12 protein-coding genes are annotated in these 19346 nt (G+C 43.5%); all 12 read right to left on the bottom strand.

What is annotated here, in order from left to right; translation table 11 throughout:
• Positions 1 to 94: 94 nt before the first annotated feature.
• On the bottom strand, positions 95 to 4489 hold the full coding sequence (locus SM122_RS05775; RefSeq protein ID WP_324737869.1) for a PolC-type DNA polymerase III: 4395 nt from the start codon (positions 4487 to 4489) through the stop codon (positions 95 to 97).
• A 199-nt stretch (positions 4490 to 4688) separates the two neighbouring features.
• Positions 4689 to 5093 (bottom strand): DUF3592 domain-containing protein, encoded by a 405-nt coding sequence (locus tag SM122_RS05780; RefSeq protein ID WP_272107072.1) that lies wholly within the window; start codon positions 5091 to 5093, stop codon positions 4689 to 4691.
• Positions 5094 to 5237: 144 nt separating this feature from the next.
• On the bottom strand, positions 5238 to 5792 hold the full coding sequence (locus SM122_RS05785; RefSeq protein WP_272107070.1) for a hypothetical protein: 555 nt from the start codon (positions 5790 to 5792) through the stop codon (positions 5238 to 5240).
• A gap of 191 nt (positions 5793 to 5983) precedes the next feature.
• Positions 5984 to 6352, bottom strand: coding sequence for a hypothetical protein (locus SM122_RS05790; protein ID WP_272107069.1), 369 nt, complete (start codon positions 6350 to 6352; stop codon positions 5984 to 5986).
• Between the two features lie 13 nt (positions 6353 to 6365).
• Positions 6366 to 7325 (bottom strand): hypothetical protein, encoded by a 960-nt coding sequence (locus SM122_RS05795; RefSeq protein ID WP_272107068.1) that lies wholly within the window; start codon positions 7323 to 7325, stop codon positions 6366 to 6368.
• A complete protein-coding gene (locus SM122_RS05800; RefSeq protein ID WP_324737871.1) occupies positions 7318 to 9459 on the bottom strand; it encodes a hypothetical protein in 2142 nt (713 codons plus the stop codon). The genes SM122_RS05795 and SM122_RS05800 overlap by 8 nt, the downstream gene beginning before the upstream one ends.
• A gap of 1 nt (position 9460) precedes the next feature.
• Positions 9461 to 9829 carry a hypothetical protein gene (locus SM122_RS05805; RefSeq protein WP_272107064.1) on the bottom strand — a complete coding sequence of 123 codons (369 nt, stop codon included), beginning with the start codon at positions 9827 to 9829 and terminating at the stop codon, positions 9461 to 9463.
• Between the two features lie 9 nt (positions 9830 to 9838).
• The gene (gene essC / locus SM122_RS05810; RefSeq protein ID WP_324737872.1) at positions 9839 to 14242 is read right to left on the bottom strand and encodes a type VII secretion protein EssC; all 4404 of its coding nucleotides are present in this window, start codon (positions 14240 to 14242) and stop codon (positions 9839 to 9841) included.
• Positions 14243 to 14245: 3 nt separating this feature from the next.
• The gene (gene essB / locus SM122_RS05815) at positions 14246 to 15535 is read right to left on the bottom strand and encodes a type VII secretion protein EssB (RefSeq protein ID WP_272107062.1); all 1290 of its coding nucleotides are present in this window, start codon (positions 15533 to 15535) and stop codon (positions 14246 to 14248) included.
• 1 nt (position 15536) lies between these two features.
• Complete coding sequence (locus tag SM122_RS05820; RefSeq protein WP_003013697.1) at positions 15537 to 15779, bottom strand: EsaB/YukD family protein; 243 nt, start codon at positions 15777 to 15779, stop codon at positions 15537 to 15539.
• The gene (gene essA, locus SM122_RS05825) at positions 15780 to 16235 is read right to left on the bottom strand and encodes a type VII secretion protein EssA (protein WP_272107061.1); all 456 of its coding nucleotides are present in this window, start codon (positions 16233 to 16235) and stop codon (positions 15780 to 15782) included.
• Complete coding sequence (gene esaA, locus SM122_RS05830) at positions 16232 to 19255, bottom strand: type VII secretion protein EsaA (RefSeq protein WP_070465181.1); 3024 nt, start codon at positions 19253 to 19255, stop codon at positions 16232 to 16234. The genes essA and esaA overlap by 4 nt, the downstream gene beginning before the upstream one ends.
• Positions 19256 to 19346: the final 91 nt, after the last annotated feature.

Consider the following 19346-nt stretch of genomic DNA (forward strand, 5'->3'; position numbering starts at 1 on the left):
TCATCCGCCTTTATTGTATTTTTAAAAAACTACAAATTCATATGAATCTGTAGTTAAGAGTGGCTAATTCTTTTGAATAAAAATCATTTATCCATCAAAACAAATCATCAAACAAACTCAACTGATTATCCTCTGGCATATTGCCAAGAATACCCATCTCATCCATCTTTTCAACCAGGGTGGACGAAACACCGCCACGCTTCCGGAGCTCGGTCTTAGAGAGGAATTCTCCTTCTTTACGCGCTCGCACGATTTGCTTGGCGACGTTCTCTCCCAGACCATCCATCGCAACAAATGGTGGAATCAGGGTATCCCCATCGATCAAGAATTCTGTCGCCTGACTGCGATAGAGGTCTAGCTTACCAAACTTGAAGCCCCGCTCCCACATCTCATTGACAATCTCAAGGGTGGTGTAGAGGTCAATCTCTACATTGGAAGCTTCGTTGTTCTTGCGTTTCTCAGCGATTTCCTTCATCCGCGCTTTCACGGCTTCAAGTCCTGCCCCCATGGTTTTGATGTCAAAAGCCTTGGCCCGAATCGAGAAGTAAGCACAGTAGTAATAGAGAGGATGATGCACCTTAAAGTAGGCCACACGAAGGGCCATCATAACATAGGCCGCCGCATGGGCTTTCGGGAACATGTACTTGATTTTTCCACAGGACTCGATGTACCATTCAGGGACATTGTTTTCCTTCATGGCTTGGATGTAGCCATTGCGCTCTTCTTCTGAGATCTTAAGCCACATGCCTTTCCGCACGCGCTCCATGATGGTAAAGGCCATCTTAGGCTTGAGCCCCGCGTGCATGAGGTAAACCATGATGTCGTCCCGACACCCGATAACGGTCGATAGATCGGCAATGCCCGCCTTGATCAAGTCTTGGGCATTTCCCAACCACACGTCGGTACCGTGAGACAGACCAGAGAGCTGAAGTAACTCTGCGAAGGTCGTCGGATGGGTCTCTTCGACCATGCCCCGAACAAAGTTGGTCCCAAACTCTGGAATCCCCAACATCCCTGTCGGTGTTCCGATCTGTTCGGCTGTCACCCCTAGCACTTCTGTCCCAGAAAAGAGGGCCATGACCCCTGGATCATCCATAGGGATATCGTTCGGATCAATACCTGACAAGTCTTGAAGCTTACGAATCATGGTCGGATCATCATGTCCCAGGACATCGAGCTTGAGGACGTTCTCATCGATATCGTGGAAGTTAAAGTGAGTGGTCTGCCATTCAGCTGTCACATCATCTGCCGGGTACTGGACTGGAGTAAAGTCGTAGACATCCATATAGTTTGGAATAACAACGATTCCCCCCGGGTGCTGACCGGTCGTCCGTTTAACCCCAGCGGCACCGAGAGCTAAGCGCTCGACCTCGGCATCTCGGTAGTACTTGCCAAAATCACGCTCATAGCCCTTGACAAAGCCGTAGGCAGTCTTAGCTGCGACCGTTCCTACCGTTCCTGCCCGGAAGGCATATTCTTCCCCAAAGATATCACGGACATCCAAGTGGGCACTCGGCTGGTCTTCCCCGGAGAAGTTCAAATCGATATCGGGTACCTTATCCCCATCGAAACCAAGGAAGGTTTCAAAAGGAATATCCTGCCCGTTTTTGCTGAGCTTGTGGCCACAGTTTGGACAATCCTTGTCCGGCATATCAAAACCAGATCCATAAGAACCGTCTGTGATGAACTCACTGTACTGGCACTGGCTACAAACATAGTGAGGCGAAAGCGGATTAACCTCGGTAATCCCGATCATGGTCGCTACAAAGCTAGATCCGACAGATCCACGCGATCCAACCAGGTAGCCCCGCTCATTGGAACGGTGCACCAGCATTTGCGATGCCAGATAAATCACGGCAAAGCCATTCCCCAAGATAGAGGTTAATTCCTTTTCAATCCGCAGATCGACAATATCAGGGAGCGGATTACCATAGATCTCAAAGGCCCGCTTATAGGTCAATTCCGCAACCGTTTCTTCGGCCTTGTCGATAAATGGCGTATAGAGGTCCCCCTTGACCACTTCGACCGGCTCAAAGGTCTCTGCGAGTGCATTGGTGTTTTCAATAACAATCTTGCGCGCCAAGTCTTCTCCCAAAAAGGCGAATTCATCCAGCATTTCATTGGTAGTTCTGAAATGCGCTTTTGGCAGAGGCGCTGGCTGGGCATCTTCTCCGTGCCCAATGGTCCGGTTGATCATGGCCCCTTGACCGAGACTACGGACAATGATCTCCCGATAGATCTCATCTTCCGGCTCCAGATAGTGGACATTTCCTGTCGCAAGAACGGGCTTGCCGAGACGATCCCCCACTTCGATCAAGCTCTTGATAATGGTCTGGAGCTCGTCCATGTCCTTGACCTGCTCCTTGGCAATGAGGGGCGCATAGATAGCCGGTGGCATAACCTCGATAAAGTCGTAGTACTTAGCCACTTCGACTGCCGCATCCACACCTTGCGACATGACCGCATCAAAGACTTCCCCTTCTGAGCAGGCCGATCCGAGGATCAAGCCCTCGCGGTGGGCGTCCAGCACAGTCTTGGGAATCCGAGGGACTCCTTCGAAATACTTGGTCCCAGAAAGTGAGACCAGTTTAAACATGTTCTTAAGGCCAGTCTGATTCTTGACATAGAGGGTGGCATGCTTGACCCGCGCCTTCTTATAGGAATTCTCATCGATCAAATCGATATTCAAGTCCTTGAGATTGGTCACCCCATGCTTTTCAGCGACATCTTTGATGAAGATAAAGAGCAGGCGCCCCGTCGCTTCCGCATCGTAGTTGGCCATGTGGTGGTGCTCCAAGCCTACTCCAAAGCGCTTGGTCAATGGCCCCAAGCCATGCCGTTTAAAATCTGGATAGAGATTACGGGCAAATTCCAGGGTATCGATGACTGGCTGAGTGATCTTGGGAAGACCATGACGCTCGTAGTTGGCATTCATGAAGCCCACGTCAAAGGTAGCATTGTGGGCGACGAGAACCGTTCCCTCACAGAAGGCCTGAAATTCCTTCAAGACCTGCACCAAGGGCTTAGCCCCACGGACATGCTCATTGGTGATCCCTGTCAATTGGGTCGTAAAGGCAGACAGAGGATGGCCTGGATCGATAAATTCGTCAAACTCCTCAATGACATTGCCCTTGTACATCTTAGAAGCAGCGACCTGGATCAAGTCATTATAAATAGCTGAAAGTCCCGTCGTTTCCACGTCAAAGACCACATAAGTCGCTTCATTGAGGTCCAGATCCACCTCGTTATAGGTGATGGGCACCTTGTCCTCTACGATATTGGCTTCCATCCCATAGATCAACTGGATCCCAGCTTTCTTGGCTGCTTTAAAGCCATGTGGGAAGCTCTGCACATTGCCATGGTCAGTGATAGCCACCGCCTTATGACCCCACTCAGCTGCCTTGGCGATCAACTCTTCAACTTCCGGCAGGGCATCCATCGTCGACATATTGGTATGCGCGTGGAATTCTACCCGGCGCTCGCCTTCTGGCATCAGGTCCTTGCGGGCATAATGCACAACTTCCTGGATATCTTGGACATTCATGGTCAAGTCGCGCGTGAAATTGTTCATTTCGATATTTCCCCGCACCCGTAGCCAGCTGTTCTTCTTGATCATGTCAAACTTCTGGGCTTCTTCCTCATTTTTCACCCATTTCTGAAGGGAAAAACTCGAGGTATAGTCGGTCATCTTAAAGCTGATCAAGACCCGACCGGTCCGCGTCACCTTGTGCTCCACGTCAAAGACCACACCCTCAAAGACAATTCGGTTCTCTTCTGTCGTGATCTCGATCATCGGAGTGATCTCGGCCTTGTCTAGCTTAGGCTTAGCTGCCGCCTTCTTAGCCTTGAAATCAAAGGCAGGCTTTTCTTCAACAGCTGGTGGCGGAGCCATCTGGGCCAAGGATTCCATAGCCCGCAAGGTCTCTTCATTGGCCGCTTGGAAAATCTTTTCATTTTCCTCCTCAAAGCGCGCCACTTCTTGCTCTGTCAACTCCTCATCAGACTCCACCCGACAGGTGAAATGCGGAAAACCAAAGGCTTCCAACTGCTTGGCAAGGTTGGGCAAATGATTCTTACGAAAATGCTCCGTATCAATCGAAGAAGGCCCTGAGATGATCAATTCCTGCCCTTCCGCGCGCACCTGCAAGTCTTGGTAGAGCCCCTTAAATCCTTGACTAGCGCAAGGCCCTTCCTCAAAGACCTCACGGTAGTAGGCCTGCAATAAATCTGCAGAAAAGTCCTGATTAGCCACTTGGATAGTAAAGGTCGCCTGGTTTCCTGTCTTTGAAAATTCATCCTTCAAGCGCTGGCGCAATTCCTTAAACAAAGCAATCGGCAAGACTTCCGCAAAGGCAAAGCGGAACTCCCAGACCCGACTGACCTTGTGCACCACGACTTCTTGAATCTCCGCATGCAAAAAGGCACTGGAAGATCGCATCTCCAGCGGCATATCCAGCTGATCCATTAAAATTTCAAAGGTGTTGGACATTGTTTCTCCCTTGATCTTGATTCTTTTGCTCGCTTTTGAGTAGCCCGCTTCTAAGCAAAAACAGACCAGTCAAAAACATTCGTAACCTTTATTTTATCACAATTTAAGGATTAATTCGAGAGAGAAGTGAAGACAAAAAAATCACCGATAGGACAGTGATTTCTTTTCATCTTTTATTTATTCCGTTAGGGCTGATCTATCATTTATACTTCATCCCCATGATGATGGCCACAACTGCCAAAATAGGAAATAAAATTAACATCCAGATTCCAATCCACATCTGCCGTTTAAAAAGCCTGTCTAATCCACCATAGCGTTCAACATATGATTCTTTTGGACAGGCTGGATTATACCAGACCGTCATGCTCGATCCCAGTGGAAAAGCATCTTGAAAAAGATTGCCCTTTGAGACTGTAGAATTGGTGTAGCTGGTTATCCTTTGTGCCATCAAATCGATATCGCTAGCCGCTTGATTCGTTTTCCAAGGAAGTGTTGCCCGCACCACCCAATAATATTTCAGGCTATTTCGATAGGTCTGACCACCCACTCTATATTCGACAATTGGAGCCGCTACAATTTGTGCCCTCTTATAGCCAACTACCACTCCCTCAATGCTCTTTGAAGAGAGGGTCTTAATCCTAACTTCTCGTCTATAAAAATGTCCAAAAAAGAGTACGGTAAACAAAGGAAATCCAATAACAGCCACAGCAATGACTATAAGTATTCTAATATCAGGCATGTCCATCAGCTACTTCATCATAATGTCTGTAATACTCAGACTCATCTTCGTTTCATCTGATATCTTCTCTACGATCGAGCTTTGTTCGCTCGTCAAAGGAAGCAACAAGAGAGTCGCTGATTGGGTCGGTAACTTAGGATTGTTCGATAGACTATACTGGACTACTTGATCTTGATAAATCGAGTGGCCATCATAACTCCAGCTAATTTTAAAGGTCGCATCATGGTCAATATTCATTGTCGTTTTGTTGACCAACATAAATACTGCATATTCCTGTTGTTCTACAGTATAGGTGCTCCCTGTATAATATACAGTGATATCCCCTTGATCACCAACTTCCGGATGCTCCTTAACTAACTTCTTCCCCAGTTCCATCAAATCCGATGCCTTTCCTTCAAATTGAGGCGCAACTACAAATTTCAAGCCCTTTTCCTCTTTAGTAGATGAGGAGGCTTTTGTAGTTTGCTCCGTTTTGCTTGCAGTTGCCTCCTTGGCCTCTTTTTTCGGCTGAGCACAGGCTGTTAAAACAAGTACACTCGCCAGCAATACCATCATCTTTTTCATGGAACATTTCCCTTCTTTTGTGATTGAGTGAGATTCAAAAAACATTTTCTACTATCATATCGGAAATTAGTATGAAGAGCAAGTTCGTCACTAGGTGGAGGGAATTGAAGGAATGAAAAAGAGAGAACCAATTTGGTCCTCTATTCTTAATCACAATTAATAAAAATGATAAACTATACAATCAATTATTATTATTCAGCACCTGGCAAACTACGATATTTACTATCATTATACGCAGAGTTCTTATCATATCTCTTCTGACTAAAAGAATTTTTTATCTGTAAATCTTGAATATCGAAGGCTAACTCTGTGTCTTTTTTTTCAAATGCAGTAGCCATTGAATCTAAATATTGATTGAATCCCACAATTGCTGCAGAAATATTTTCAGTCGCTTCCTTAAAGCTACTGTATGTGCTATTCATGATTTCTAATGAACTATCATCTACCCAAACGGATGGCTTTGCGTTTTCATTTAAAAATGCTTTATCTAACTTGGCTTTAGTATTTAATATTTGATTGCTATTAACCGCTATTGTTCCAGTACCATTTTTTGATCCCATGTTTACCTCCTATTTACTCTGGATGATTAGCAGACCAAACCTGCAATTCATCGTAGGATTTTATTTGTGTCTTCTCACCGGTCTTTGGATCTGTCGCATAGACCTCTAATACATCCTGCCCCTTTGGTGCAAACCAATGAAGAACTGTATCAAACCACTCTTTGGTTGAGTACTGGTTAGGTCTCATATATAAACGAGCTAAATCCTTTATATCCTTAGCCATTTCTGGATAGTCTTGAGCAAAATTAGTATTGGAGATATCTATCTTTTCACGATCTCTATTTGCAATAAATGTATCAATATAACCAGTTGCAAAATTCAAATGGTATTTTTCCTCCATTAATTTACGTAAACTGTCGAATACTCCTCCCTTACCTAATTCAAGTCCCCTATATGAAAAATTGGTCTTCTGTAAATCACCAAATTTATCAATATTTTCAACTTTCTGATTTGTAATATCAACCATAATGTCTTTACTTGCATTATTTCCAACTTTATATAAAGTTACAGGTATATAATCCTTGTTATCTGCATAATACTGATTGATATCGTATGCGCCTCGATACTCTTTTTTCCCTAATAATTGATATAGTTCTGTCTTTTTACTTGGGAAGCCAGCAGCATTCAAATCATAAGAAATAATATTAAAATACTCGTCTTTTGCAATTTTAGGTGAGCCATTTTTCTCTCTATCAATCATACTTTCATTGATCTGTTTTTGATGGACATCCAAAACAGAAATATAATCTTGACCAAATGCAATACCTCCTAAACCATCTTTTTGCGCAACAAATACAAATTTATTGTCATCAAAAACATGAATTGTTGGTTTCTCAGTTTTCGCATCTATATATTTCAAAACTTTTGAGTTGTTTTGCGTCTGTTTTTGCCCACTTTTTCGTAGTAGTAAAAATCCCGCACTTGCTATCGTCACAAGAAGGATGCAAAATAATATTTTTATTTTTTTATCCATTAATATTCCTTTCTAGGATTTTGTTCTGTCCATCTCCTAATCCATATATCTTATGTTGCCACTCTTCATATTCTGACATATTGAATGGAATTTCTTTATTATCTGATACGTTTTTTATATCATTATTTATATTTTCAATCCCAATATCTTCAACAGTGTATCCCCCTTGACCTGTTAAAAATTCATAACTTTCATAGGATGATAACTCCATTTCAGGACGACTTGATTGCATTTTATCTTCATATTTTTTAACATTATCTATTTTTTCATTTATTAGGGTATTTTCATCATCTGAAACCATGTCGTAATAATATCCGCGTAACCCATTTTTTTCTATATCATCACGAGCCATAATAGATTGCAAATCATAGGTCATATCATATTTAACATAACCTGTGGATTCCCCTGACATAGTCCGACCTCCAGCATAAAAAAATGCTCCTGTAGCATCTTTTTTTGCTTTAGCTTCTTCAGCATCAATTTCTTTTAAACCATCAATATGCGAGACTAATGTAGCATAATCTCCAAAATATTCTCCACCGATTTTTGAATGAAGTTCTTGAAGGGCTGCTTTACCACCTGAATTGATATAGGAAAGTGTTGCTCCTGGCTTTTCTAAAACATCATCCTGTGAAAATACTAATTCTACGAATGAATCTCCTCCTGGAACCACTTTACCAGCTATCACACCAAGAAGTTCTTTAGCATAGTCCTTTAATGCATCATTTCGCTTCTCACGAATTTCTCTTAGATTCTCAAATTTCTCACTTTTAACTACTTTATCAAAATCCGTATATGAGTTTGAAGAAATTTTTTCTGTAGATTCTTCTACTTTTATTTTTATTCCATTTTTCAATTCTCTTGTGGTTAAATCATATGTAAAACCACCATCTACAAATTGTAAATTCGATATTTTACTTGTCACATCGTATTTTCTACCTCCAATAATTGTTTCACTCTTCCCGACATTTGCAACTGCTAATGATTCAAACAAACTGGTTAAGACCCCTGCCTTTGCCATTTTAGTTTCTATTTCTGGATATTTTGCTATAGCATCAGCCCTCTCGCTTTCATATTTGGCCCATACTGATGCATCTGCATTTGAAGCAGGTAATGCTGGCATCAATCCTCTTGCTCTTGTACTTAGAATAGAGGCATATCGATCACCAGCCATTGTTAATTTTTCAAAATAATCTTTGGCAGCATCTTTATCTTGTTCAGAAATAGTTACAACAAATGTTTGAATATTTTGTTTGTTATCCTCATAAGTTAGGGCTAAATTGTATTCTTGATTTACTCGATAGTAAAGCAGATCCATCATAGCATTACTCACATGTTTAGATTCTACCGAACCTAATTTTGTAAAGAAATCCTTCTTATCATCACCTTCATTTAGCAGCAATCGAAGCACATCAATATCCTTTGCATCTTGTATTGAATTAATTAATTGCATATTCTGATCAGTTAATTGTCCATTTTTGATCATCTTTGTTAATTCACTAATTGATAAAGTACCGATATTTGCTGCATTCAGTATAGCAGCATTTATTCCAGCAAGAGAAGCAGAAACTTCCTGTAAATTAGTTTTAAAAGTATTCAAGGCTGTATTTAATGCTTGATGTGTTGTTTCTCTAGCATCTGATAACGTTTTTAATTTAGCATCAATATCTTTTTGTATTGATTCAACCGTTGGTTTTTCCGACATTTCATATGGTTTTGGAGATAATGCTAAAGCATCTTTGGCTGCTGTTATTGCTGGAGTAAGATCCCCTAATATAGTGGAAAATTCTTTACTTTTTTCACTTGTTAACCAATTTTTAATTTTTTCTATATCATCATCTTTGGTCTTAATTACTTGACTCGGTGAAAATCCCGCATCACCTAAGTCTGCAATATAAGTTAGAATCGTTTCCCCATATTTCTCTAAAGATTGAGGAAAATCTTCATGTAATATTGTTGAAATCGAATTTAATCTCTCTTGAAATTTATTAATAGCTGACGTATAGCTTCCTTCAACTTTCATCGTAAACTGTCGCTCAGTTGCACTTATGTTATTGACATACTCCGCTGCAGAATTTTCTGATTCAGTAGCATGTGTTTGCAATCCTTCTTTATCCTTAACAGTAACCTTCATATTATTTTCCTCCCTTCAATTTTTCGTACTCTTCACGTAGCTTATCTGCTGCTTTAGAAGCCAGCAATTCAGCACTAACAATCATGCGATATGTTTGTAAAACTCCAATTTGTTCATCAATTATTTCTTTAACCGAAGATTTTTTTGAAGTAATCTTTTTCTTACAAGCCTTAATTCCATTTTGCTCATCTTCATACTCTTCATCGTATTTTTGACCAGCAATATGAAGGGAAGACATATCATCTTTTGTCGTCTTCACTTTCACTTTTACCCCATCAATTTTAGATGATGCATTGTTAAGTGCCGTAATTTTAGTATCTATAGCGGTTATCTCATTCTGCAAATTTATAGTATTCTGTGAAGCTGACATAAATTTCTCCTATTTCATTAGTACTTTAATTTTTCTTGCCATTTTATTTTGGACATAATAATGAAGTTGTTCATCTAATTGAGGTTCTCTCATATTTGGTTTATTGTTAACATTTATGATCGTTTGGTCATTTAGTCTAATACCTACTAATGCTAATTTATATGATTTTACTACTATAGAGGCTTTATCAACTAATCTACTTAATCTAGGTGTACTTATAACAATAGATGCATACCCACCTTTTTGTCCTTTTTCAAGCACGTTAGCTAAAATAGCAATTGTTTCATTGTCCATTATTTCAACTAACTCTGTTAAATTATATACAACTAGTGTTACAACATGATTTGAATTACCATTTTTTCTTCTCTCATCAATTTTTTGTTCGATGACAGATAATAATTCATGATATTCATCTTTATTATTTACTACTGTAATATTTTCAATTCCTTCAAATGATTGGTGAGGTGGTGCAATAATAACAAAAGTTTGTTTAGCTTTGATTAGTTGATTAACTAATCCCGTCATTTGTTCATCCTGTTCTGTTAAATAAAGAAGGTTACCGTCTTTTGCTTTCCAAGAAATGAGATCAACCGTCTCAACATCTAAACCGACTGGAACATCTCCTTTCAAATAACTTAATATCACATCCTCACGTCCGTAGAAGGCTGCTTCTGTCAACTCATCTGGCACCATTGGGATGCCTGCTGGGGTGCGACCTGTCCACATCTCTTTGAGGCTTTGGACTTGGTCACGGAGGTTGTTGATGATTTGGATGTCATTGTCTCCTGCGACGGGTAGGGCGAACTGGACGACATCGACTTCGTCACGCTTCATGAGGGCGCGTCCCTTAATGTCTTCCATCGTAGACGCCAGTGGGGTTGCTCCTACGATACCGCGGACTTCAGAGATATCATTTTGTGGCAAGGTCAGCTGGTGCTTGAAGTTTGAATAGAGCTGAGCTCGTAGGTTGTTCTGACGGCTAGCTGTGATGATCAAGTGCACACCGATGCTGAGACCTTCACGGGAGATCCGCATGAAGAGCTTGAAGAGGTCTGTCTCATAAGGTTCGTCCTTCATAGACTCATAGCTATCCATGAGGATGACCATGGTCGGCTCTTGTTTGCCGGTCACTTCACGGTAAAGGGCGATAGTGCCGACTCCATGCTCAGAAAGGAGCTTCTTGCGGCGATCCAACTCGCGGTTGATGATTCGGATAAATTTCTGGATTTTCTCCGTCTGATCCAGCAAGAGGCTATCGGCCACATGCGGCAATTGAGTCAAGGGTGCCAGACCATTGGTTCCGAAATCAAGCAGGTACATGGTCAGATTTTCTGGGTTCTGCTTGCGGGCCAGATCCATTGCGGCTGTTTGTAGGAAAGTGGTCTTTCCTGTACCTGGACTTCCGTAAAGGAGGATATTCCCATCTTTTGACAGATCGATAGCGACTGCTTCTTGCTTTTGCGCTTGCGGGATATCGGCGACCCCGATCAGGACGCTTGGAGCTGTCCGTTTTTGCCAAGCCTCGATCGGTACGACCTTGTCCAACTCATCCAGCGTGATCCGCTCTTTGAGGGGAGGCAACCATGGTTGGGCCACAGCTGCGATGCCTTCTTGTTGGTGCAAGTGATTGATTTCTTGCACGATGACATCTAGCTCTGTCGGCACTTCCTTGATTTCTTCTGCCATGTCTAGACCGGAGAGGTCTTGGTTGAGGACTTCGTATTGACCCAGTTCATTGATCAAGTAGATGGTATGGTCTTCGATCCCTAGCTGGTCCTTCTCAGGCTGGTAGTCTGCTCCTGACCAAGCGGTTTGGAAGAGTTCATAGACTTCGTTGTTCCCCACTTGGAGATAAGCCCGACCGGTCTGGGTGATCTCAGCCGCATCTGCCGTCCGCAGCATCTCCATAGAGTCGCCACGGTCTGCCACCTTGAGGGCTAGCTTAAAGCGGGAGTTAGACCAGATCTGGTCATCCACGACCCCAGAAGGTTTTTGCGTCGCAAGGATCAAGTGTACCCCGAGGGAACGCCCGACACGCGCGATAGAGACCAACTCCTTGATGAAGTCTGGTTGGTTGACCTTGAGTTCGGCGAACTCGTCACTGATCAAGAAGAGGTGAGGAAGCGGTTCGGTCGCTTCACCCAGTTTAAATTTCTTTTGGTATTGGTTGATATGGTTAACCCCATATTGGCCAAATAGGCGCTCCCGACGATGGATCTCCGCATTGATAGAGGCTAGGGCCCGCATGGACTGGGCACCATCCAAGTTGGTGATGGTCCCCAGCAAGTGAGGCAGATCCTTGAAGAGGTTGGCCATTCCCCCACCCTTGTAGTCGATGAGAAGGAAAGCCACATCGTGGGGGTGGAAGTTGACAGCAAGGCTCAGGATATAAGACTGAATGGTTTCAGACTTACCAGAACCGGTTGTCCCTGCGATCAAACCGTGGGGTCCATGGGCTTTTTCATGGAGATTGAGGTAGACCAAATCGTCCTTACCGCGCAGCCCGATCGGAACGGCCAAACTTTGGTAAGGAGCATGGCTCTCCCAACGACTCAAGACCTTGAGGTCATCGAAGGTCTCCGCCTGGTACATTTCAAGGAAGGTCACCGAGTCCGGAATCGAGCTCTTAAGCTGTTGGATATGTTTCAGTGGGGCAAGGCCACGCGAGATAGCTTCCTTGTCATAGCCTTCAGGGAAGTGATCCAATCGGAAGTCGAGCTCCCGAAGAACCCCTTCTTGCAAGAGCAATTGCCCTTGGTTACGGTCCTTGATGGAGATAACGGTTTGGATATTTTCAGAAAGAGATGAGAGCACGTCTGCCACATAGATGATGGAGCAGCCGAGCTCTGTCGGATCCTCGCGGAAGAACTCCATGATGACATGATCCAAAATCAAGGTCTCATCGGTGATGAGGACCACATAGTGAGGGTGGAAGATCTTGGTGTCATTGGCTTTTTCTTCCTCTTTTTGCGCCTTGCGGAGCTTGAGGATTTGGTTGAGACTGTTCAAGACCTGATCGCGTGTCCGCTGATTGTAGACAAAGCTACGAACATTCATATCTTGCAGAGTTGCATGAGGCAACCAGCGCATCCAATCCCAGCTTTCTTTTTCCTCTTCTGGAATGATCGGAATAATGGTCAGATCATGGTAAGAGTGAAAGACAGCCAATTGAGCAACCAGGAGCTGCAACTGCTCGAGCACGATGGGACGAGGGCCGACATAGCCGACCGGTCCCCGATTGAGGCTGGCTATAATTGGAAGATTGTCGATCTTCTGATGCGCTTGGAAAAGGGCATAGCCTTCTTCTTCCAAGGCATCTTTCTTTCCACTGCGTTCTTCCTGACCATATTTGAGCTCATAGCTGGTTGGAACCTTGCCCAAGCCCAAACGATAGGCCAAAAAGTCAAAATGAAGCGGTGTTTTTTCGTAGATCCGCGAGTCATAGCGTTTGACCATCTTAGTCAAGTCTGCAATCGCTGGGAAATGGTAAAACATGCCTTCTCGTTGCTTACGAGATAGCTGTTCCAAGTCCTTGGCCTTGTCCTTGAGATAGAGATGGTAGAGCTCCACGCGTTCTTTCTTGTCTTCTTTGTATTTCTTACGATTCTTGAAGAAGCCTTGGACCGAAAAGATCACACTGACCACAGACATGGAGACTGTCGCAATGATATAGAGACCCCGCGGTTGGAAAATGGTGATCAAGAGGGTCACCCCAACCATGATGAGGGGTGGCATGATCAACTTCAAGAGTTCATCTGATGGCTTTTGAGGCTCCGCTCCCGGAGGATTGATCAAGATCTTGTCTTCCGAACTCCGGTAGATAATCCGCGGAGACCGGTGGTACTCTGGATAGTCCTTGTAGAAGTCATAGCGTGAATGCAAACGCGGCACTAGATAAGGACTTACTTCGGCAGCCCCTTCCACGCCAAATTCTTCTGGATAGAGCTTAAAGGTCACATCCCCAATCGCCAGCTCATCCCCAAAGGCCAGTGGAAAAGTCGCTTCACTGACGAGTTTGTGGTTATGATAGAGTTTTCCAGATAAGAGCTGGCAAGTCCAAGTCTGCTCTTTTTTCACAAGGAGAAAGCGTACTGGATAGTGCAAGCGCACATCTGCACCCTTTTCATCTGCTACGAGGATTTCTTCCTTATCTAGCAGTTCATAGGTATGGACTTCTCCTGCCGCCAAGTAGCAGACTACATCTCCAAGGATCTTGCTATTTTCAAGCACGCCCTTGTCTTCACCATACTGGAAGAAGATTTCACCTTGACTCCATTGGAAATGAAGGGGATTTTCTTGCGAAGCCAGGGTCAACTGAGCTGTTTCTTGATTCGATACGGTCGCTGTTTTTCCCTCTTCTAGCGCTAGCTCATAGCGAAAACCTTTTTTATAGAGTATGATACGTTTTTTCATAGACTACTCCTTGTGTTCGCTAGACTCAGTCGAGCTTGCAGTTGTGGAAGACGAGCTTTCTGTTGAGGAACCTTCCGTAGATGAAGCCGTTGTTGAGCTGCTAGTAGAAGATTTGGTTTCATCTGTCTCTGCTTCCAAGAGTTTAGAGCGGGCATCCCAGTATTTCTTGTATTCGCCCTCTAGCTCAGAGAGTTTCTTCTCGCGCTGTTCACCAGAGAGTTTTTCGCTATCACGTGTCGCCTTGATTTCTTTACGAAGGGCATAGATAATCAAGTCTGAATCGTCGATCCGCTTGGCTGTATCCAGCGCTTGGGTAAAGTCATGACGGCCGATATAGATCCAGTAGTGGAGATAGAGACTGTCTGACTTGAGCGTAACATTGTTAAGGATGACCTTCTTTTGGTCCTCTGAGAAATTCAAGCCTTGCAAATAAGACGTCGCCAACTCATATTTCTGTGTCGTTGGAAGACTGCTTGGAGCTACTCCTTCCAACTCATCGATCACACCGGTGTAGTCTACTTTGAGATAGGCTGTATCCGCTTGAAGCAACTTTTCTTTAAAGGGTGCTTGGAAAAAGACTAAATAGATCAAAGGCAAGAGTAAGAGGGCCACTACAGCTGAAAGCCATACTGTTGCCAACTTAAAGATTCGGTGTTGACGGCTTGAAACCAAGGTCAAGGTCTTTTCTTCCTCTTCCTTGCGTTCTTGGTAGGCTTTCTCTAAGAGAGCTTTCATCTCTTCTAAGCTAGCGGCATCACGGATTTCTACCAAGAAATCTGGCAGATCTTCTAATTCAAGCGTCCCTTGATAGAGCTCCATGAAGTCCCAGTCACCAAAAAGAGTAACGGCATAGCACTTAGCCTGGCGCAAGAATTCAACCTGATCCCACTTGCGTGGCACCATCATTCCCGGAACCCCGCGGTAAGCAATCTTGACTTGTGCATCCTTGGTCACAAACAGATTGACGGGATGCAACATAAAGGTCACTGGAAGCTCCAATGCTGGCGCCAAATCCAAGACATTGATTGCTAGACGCAGACGGTCTGATACGGGTAATTCTTGGATTTCTTCTGCACTCAAGCCCAGCGCATCTGTCTGATAGGTCAGATGAATCTGGTCTTGATCGGCCGTCATGCTCTGCTCTAAAAACAGGGGATGATGGAGATCCAAAATCCATAAATTGCGCAAATCCTGGCTATCCACTTCTGAACGCTTGAGGTCCAGTCGCCAGCTCGTTTCTTCTTTTTCAAAACGGAAGACTTGTTCTTCCAGTGTAAATTGTTCTTCTTTCACCTTACCACTCCTCAATTTCGATCAGATCACCACTTGTGATCGGATACTCTTGTACCACCTTGCCTTCATCCAGCAAGATGCCTTTATTTACCACGCGCAACTGATACTTGCTTCTAGGCTCCATGGCAGACCCAAAGATCTGATCCAATTCCCGAATCAAGCGTCGCACCTCCATCCGCGTTGGGATCCGGAGGTCATGGCTTGCCCCATTCATACGGAAGGTGACATTGATATGTTGGTCCATTTAGGCCTCTTTTCTATAGATTCGATAAGAAATATAGCCAGCAATCCCAAAGAGAAGGGCACTCCAAGCCAGCATTTGCAAGGCTGGAATAAAATCCGCCAAACTGGCCGAATTGTCCTCCACATTGGACTCAAATTTAGATAATTTTTGATTTTCCGGCTGGAACAGGTCCGCTTCAGGCCCTGTTTTTTTCTTTCCCTTTATAGCAGAAAACAACTGGCCGTCTGAATCGGTCAATTGTTTCTCTTGCTTGCGTTTTTCATCTGCTAATTTTTTCTGATCCTTCTCATTGAAAAGAGACTCAGTCGCATCCAATTGGCCCCCGAGTGTCTTTTCCTGCTCTGTCTCAAGACGTGAGTTGTTGACCTGCAGACGATTATCGATAAAATCATCTGCAGAAACAACAACTACTGGCAAGAGACTAAAGACAAAGAGAAGATACATCATTTTTTTCATAAGCTTGATTCAATTTCCTTTGTTTGAGTAAACTTCTTTGGAATGAAGATATTGGCAACCGCCAAAAGACCGAAGAAGACCAACAATCCGAAGAAGACGCCGATACCGGCTGTTTGTCCATCAAAGTAACCCGCAAACTGTCCTTCTAAAATAGAAAGGAGGTTGACATTTTTCACCAGTGCTGGAAGGCCTGACAAGGTCGCGGTCGTTCCGATCGCGCTTGATAGGTAGACATAGCTGATCAACATGAAGAAGGCCAGTCCCATTCCAATCACACGGAAGTGTTTCAAGAGGAGGTATTGCAGTTGTACCAAGACAAAACTTGCTAGAACCGCTAAGAATACCCATGAAGGTACATATTCACGACCAACAGAGAGTTGAATACTTGAAATCATTCCGATCACCAGTCCAAGGATGAGAGAAAGTCCCACAAGGACACCGACAGACAAGAGATCTGATTCTTGCAAGCGATTTAATTTGAAGCGATCTTTCACCTTACGGATGATTGGCTGAGTCGCAAAGAGATAAGCTGTAAAGAGGCTCAAGATTTCTAGCATAAAGATCCAGATAAATGGACGGTAGACGTTGATGGTCGCTTTCACAGAAGAAGATTTCTCTGCAACTGGATTTGACAAGAAGTCGAGCAAGACTTCATTTGGCACACCATTTTCGTAAGCATTGTTGAAGACTTTGCGGAAGGCTTCAACGAAGTTTCCATTTTCAGACAATTCCTTATCGAATTCACCCATCAAGCTCTCTGCATTGCTAGACAATTTCTCTGTATTGCCTTGGGCTCTTTCCAATTCTTTGTTCAATTGGCTAAAGATTTCATTGGTAGAGTTGGCAGCGTCCACATTGCTACGAGATGAACTCTTAACACCTTCTGTCGAAGTCAACAAGGAGGTGTATTCAGAACCAAGAGCTGACAAGTCTGCATCGGTCTTGGTTTGAGCCTGTGTCACTGTTTCTTGCGCTTTTGAGATCTCTTCTAGGCGTTTTTGAAGGTCTGCATACTGCTTCAATTGATCGTTGATATTTTGGGTTAGATCCTTGTTGGTGTTTTCGATGGCTTGAAGATTAGCCTGCAATTGTGGTCCCAAGTCTTGCAACTGTTTAAGGGTACCATCTAACTGGGCTTTCACACTCTTCGTTGCATCCCCAGATTCATCCGTTTCAATACTCTTACGGTAGTCATTGATATTGCTTGTAACCGCGGATTTCACGACATTGACCAAGGCTTCCGTCAAATCCATATCTTCGATTGGATCATAGAGCGATTGACGATCTCCCTTGTCATCTTTTGGATAGTAAGCATCGATCAATGCTCCTGCGCGTTGATAATCCAAGGCGATTTCACTAGCTTTCGACGCATAGTTAGCAACAGCTGTTTTCAAGTCTTCTGCAGATACGGTCACACTGGTTGAAGAAACCCCATTCACAAGAACTTCAACATCAATCGCGCTTGGCATAGCTCCTCCATCTTCAGCGAGGTGAATTTGGATTTGTTTGCCATCTTTCAGTTCGACTTCCTGCTCGCCACTACCTGCATAAGTATGTCCATCATAGGTCCAAGTATCAACCTTGACTCCTGCTGGTACTTGGATGCTAACCTTCTGTTTTCCAGATTTAGCATTGAGGACATCGGCAACTGCAGTTGATTTGGCATCTACTTCTGCAGCCAAAGTTTTTAATTCATCAGCATTTCCATTTGCTTTCGCCATCGTCCCAGCAAAAGTACTATCAAAATTAATTGCTGAATTGAGGTTGCCATATTTATTCAGATTAAGACTAGCTGGATCTAAAGACGGAAGTTTTTCAATTGCTTGACGAATGTCATCATCCGCTTTATTACGAGCATTGCTGAGAGTTTCGATTTTTGTCTTCCCAATCAAGGTACGAAGGGTGACTTTGTCTCCTTCTTTTAGACCATAGTAGTCAAGGATCTTCGCTTTTACAGTAGACTCGATGTTCTTTTCGTGCTCATCTAATTTGTCACGTTCTGCCTTGATCCCTTTTTCGAGGTCTGCCACACGATCATTCACATCTTTGGTCAAGCCTGCATAGGTCTTGGTACCTGAAGCATCTCCTTCTGTTTCAGCTGGTTGACTCAATTGCTTGGTAATCGCTTCTTGGTTTTGTTGTAAATTCTTATACAACTCTTGCGTCTTTTCACTGACAACAGACTGATTCATAGACATCAGCTGGTTCATGAACTCTTCATGGCTGATCTTGTCCTCAGAGCGTTGCTTAATCAATGTGTCGAAGTTTTGACCGTACTGATCCTGAGATTGGGTCAACTGATCAAAAGCCTGGGTATAAGACTCAAGAACTGTCTTCAAGGCATTATTCGACTCGACAGATGATGTCGACAAGCTATAGAGACTCGGGAAGATATTTTTGGAATCTAAAGCCGAATCCAGCAAGTTGCTTCGGTAAGAACCAATGTTGGTCGATTGGATCTTGTTACTTGTCTCCACGTTTTTCTGAGCTGTATAAAGGTTGCTTAGAATACTGACCATATACATATCAACCAACTGGCTATTCAAGTCTGAAACGATATCTTTAGCGACTTTATTGGCCTCGTTCTCAACCTGAGAATTCCCAGCCGCATTGACCTTATACGTCACAGTTGTCTTCTCTGCATTGACTGCGTTCACTTCCAAGACCTTCTCTGAGAAGTCACTTGGAATGACGATCATCAACTGGTACTTGCCATCTGCAAGCCCTGACTCAGCGGCTCCACGAGGGAGGACAGACCAGTTTTGCGAATTATCCCGTTCGATATTCTTTACATAGCTAGCCCCAAGGTTGTATTCTTTATCATTCAGTTTAACCGCCTTGTCTTCATTGACCACCGCAATATTGAGCTTGGTGTTTTCTGTCGTTTGTACGGTCTTGGCTTCGTTTTGCTTTTGGTCCTTTTGAACCGTCGTATAAAGACCCACTACAGATCCCATCAAAAGGAGCACAACTGCGCTCTGACCAATGTATTTTAACCATTTTTTATTTTTAACTTCCATACCTTTTCCTTTTTCTAATTCATAGATACAAAATAGGGGTTAGGAATTAAGAATCTAACCCCTATTTTCTATATATCAAAAGACAAAAGGG

This window comes from Streptococcus gingivalis (genome assembly GCF_035544715.1).
Lineage (GTDB): Bacteria > Bacillota > Bacilli > Lactobacillales > Streptococcaceae > Streptococcus > Streptococcus gingivalis.

Bases quoted from the DNA above. Each gene is read 5' to 3' on its own strand.
- SM122_RS05775 (WP_324737869.1), bottom strand. From the start codon at position 4,489: ATGTCCAACACCTTTGAAATTTTAATGGATCAGCTGGATATGCCGCTG.
- SM122_RS05785 (WP_272107070.1), bottom strand. From the start codon at position 5,792: ATGAAAAAGATGATGGTATTGCTGGCGAGTGTACTTGTTTTAACAGCC.
- SM122_RS05790 (WP_272107069.1), bottom strand. From the start codon at position 6,352: ATGGGATCAAAAAATGGTACTGGAACAATAGCGGTTAATAGCAATCAA.
- SM122_RS05795 (WP_272107068.1), bottom strand. From the start codon at position 7,325: ATGGATAAAAAAATAAAAATATTATTTTGCATCCTTCTTGTGACGATA.
- SM122_RS05800 (WP_324737871.1), bottom strand. From the start codon at position 9,459: ATGAAGGTTACTGTTAAGGATAAAGAAGGATTGCAAACACATGCTACT.
- SM122_RS05805 (WP_272107064.1), bottom strand. From the start codon at position 9,829: ATGTCAGCTTCACAGAATACTATAAATTTGCAGAATGAGATAACCGCT.
- essC (WP_324737872.1), bottom strand. From the start codon at position 14,242: ATGAAAAAACGTATCATACTCTATAAAAAAGGTTTTCGCTATGAGCTA.
- SM122_RS05820 (WP_003013697.1), bottom strand. From the start codon at position 15,779: ATGGACCAACATATCAATGTCACCTTCCGTATGAATGGGGCAAGCCAT.
- essA (WP_272107061.1), bottom strand. From the start codon at position 16,235: ATGAAAAAAATGATGTATCTTCTCTTTGTCTTTAGTCTCTTGCCAGTA.
- esaA (WP_070465181.1), bottom strand. From the start codon at position 19,255: ATGGAAGTTAAAAATAAAAAATGGTTAAAATACATTGGTCAGAGCGCA.